Origin of the sequence: Thalassospira sp. MCCC 1A01428, assembly GCF_002115825.1 — a bacterium.
Classification (GTDB): Bacteria; Pseudomonadota; Alphaproteobacteria; order Rhodospirillales; family Thalassospiraceae; genus Thalassospira.
In genome coordinates, this window is sequence record NZ_JFJZ01000113.1 from 1 (window position 1) to 2,571 (window position 2,571).

Annotated in this window: 3 protein-coding genes; 1 reads left to right on the forward strand and 2 read right to left on the reverse strand. The window is 54.2% G+C overall.

What is annotated here, in order from left to right; all coding sequences use genetic code 11:
• Window positions 1-125: 125 nt before the first annotated feature.
• Both THS27_RS26050 and THS27_RS26055 read right to left on the reverse strand, forming a co-directional pair.
• Window positions 126-1,502, reverse strand: coding sequence for an ATP-binding protein (locus THS27_RS26050; RefSeq protein WP_085595909.1), 1,377 nt, complete (start codon window positions 1,500-1,502; stop codon window positions 126-128).
• Window positions 1,499-2,209, reverse strand: a complete 711-nt coding sequence (locus THS27_RS26055) for a response regulator transcription factor (RefSeq protein WP_246833113.1) — start codon at window positions 2,207-2,209, stop codon at window positions 1,499-1,501. Before THS27_RS26055 ends, THS27_RS26050 begins: the two co-directional genes overlap by 4 nt.
• A gap of 151 nt (window positions 2,210-2,360) precedes the next feature.
• Here THS27_RS26055 and THS27_RS27275 point away from each other — a divergent pair.
• A partial coding sequence (locus THS27_RS27275; protein WP_210403031.1) for a hypothetical protein occupies window positions 2,361-2,571 on the forward strand: 211 nt, incomplete at its 3' end.

The following is a 2,571-nucleotide window of genomic DNA, read 5'->3' on the forward strand; positions in this document are numbered from 1 at the left end:
AACAGAAGTGGTTGCGGGGGCGCGCACCGAAGTATACTCATCTACGCCAATCACCATTAGAGCCTAACTTATTTACTGCCAAGCCCTTTTCCTCCGTATGATACCCAACCAACATAAGACAGCCTTCAAATTGCAGAGCCAAACACGTTAGGGTCTACAAAATTGGAAAATGGCAGAGTAATCGAAACATCCAGCCCGCCGCTATCACGATTGCGAATGGAAATTTCCCCGCCATGTGCCTTGATTGCACGCCGCGCAATCGAAAGCCCCAAGCCGAAACCGGCTCCGTTTATTCCCGGTCCGCGAATGAATGGTTCAAACATATTTTCAAGCTGCTCAGCCGGAATACCCGGCCCCTGATCGGATATGGTGATGCAGAACACATTGCGATCGGCGTCTGCTTCGGAAGAAATCCGCACCAGCTGGCCTTCGCGTGAATGGCGCAAGGCATTGCGCACTATATTTTCAAAGGCCCGCCGCAAAAGTTCAGCATTGCCCGCCACCACCGGCACTTCACCATGCCAGTTGCGTTTGATGGCAAGATTGGTCTGGACCTTGATCCCGGTTGCCTCGGCCTCAAACCGGGCATCGCTAACAACCCGGCCCAGCAGATGATCGATATCAAGCCATGTCTGGTTCTGGCTGGCACCGCTTTCGGCCCGTGACAGGGTCAGAAGTTCACCTACCAATTCATCCAGCCGAATGGTTTCCTTTTCAATCCGGTCAAGTGATCCGTCGATCCGTTCCGGTTTCTGGCGCGCCAGTCCGACGGCCAATTGCATCCGCGCCAGCGGGGACCGAAGTTCGTGCGATACGTCGTTCAGCAGGCGGTCGCGGGCCTCGATCAACTGTTGCAACCGCACGGCCATCACATCGAAGTCATGCGCCAGATCAGCAATCTCGTCACGCCTGCGTCCAATCTTTTCGCCCAGCCGCCATGTCAGATCACCATTCGAAAGTCGTTCGAACCCCTCCTGAAGCTGCCGGATCGGGCGTGTCAGGTACCAGGCCAAAACACCGCTAAACACCAGTCCTCCCAGAACACCCGCAATCACCAACGGTGTCGGAACATTGAACCGCCTCCGTTCCGGGATAGAGGCAACGATATCGGACACATCAAATTTCAGATGTACCAGCAATCCGACCGGGCTGACCGCATCACGCGACAGAAATCCGTTTTCGCGGATTTCCTCGAACCGTTCTTCGGGAATAAAATCAGGCACCGGCCTTGCGGTGCGATTTGCATCAGGCTCGATGCTAAGACGTATGCGTTCATCTTCGGGCCAATGGGCAATCGCTTTTTCTAGTGCACCAATGCCTTCTGCCTCGACGATGCGGGCCGCGGTTTCGACATAACCGCGTGCGATTTCCTGAAGATATCCGACATGATAGGGCTTGGGCGGATCGCCATACAGTGTGAATAAAAGCCACACCCCCTGCCAGATTGCCATAAAGGTCAACGCAAAACCGATCAGGATTTTCCAGAATAACCGGGCTCTCATATGTCCTGCCTCAGGCGATAGCCAAAACCGCGCACGGTCTCAATCAAACCGGCATCATTGCTGACGGATTGCAATTTCTGTCGAAGGTTGCTCATATGCACATCAATCGAACGATCATAAACCTCGCGTGTGCGTCCCAATACCTTCATTGAAAGCTCGTTCTTCGATAAGGCACGTTCCCGCGCACGCATCAGAACTTCCAGAAGATTGAATTCCGATACCGTCAGGTCCAAGTCGCGACCATCAAATTGTGCCACCCGGCGCGCAGTATTCAGTCGCAATTTTCCCAGAACGACTTCATCGTCCATATTAGAGCCACTGGCATCGCGGCGCACCTCGGCAATCGGTTCGACGCGGCGCAGGACGGCACGAATGCGAGCCACCAGTTCGCGTGGATAGTATGGCTTGGGGATGTAATCATCCGCACCAAGTTCCAACCCCACAACCCGGTCGACATCGTCGCCCTTGGCGGTCAGCATGATCACCGGCACCCGGCTTTTGGTGCGCAATTCGCGCAGTACTTCAATTCCGCCTATGCCCGGCATCATGATATCAAGCAACACAACGGAAAACCCGCCACCAAGCGCCATGCGCAGGCCATCCTCGCCGTTATAGGCATTGGCTATTTCGAACCCCTCGCCTTCAAGATATTCGCCCAGCATCGCGCCGAGTTCGACATCATCATCAACAAGCAGAATTCTGGTCACGGGCAACGGGTCTTTCAAATGCGGGTTAATTCCTGTTCATGATGACATTCTAGCGCTTAAACCGCCTAACGAAAGGCGTGGATGCCAGACTTTACACATTCCTTACAGATCATTTTCATCCCCCTCACCCCGTTCTGACAAAGGGGTTGCTATGTCTGGGATGCCCGACGGCTCAATTGCCTTTCAACGTCGGGCGCGTCTCATCCAAGGACATGAAAGCACGATGAAGAAATCATCCAGGACCGCACGCAACCTTGTCATCGCCCTGATCGTCATATTGGCGGCTGGATGGATGGCACAGGCCTATCTGTTCCCGTCCGAAGCCAAAACGGGGAGCCCGCAGAATTCGGAAAAAATCGTAC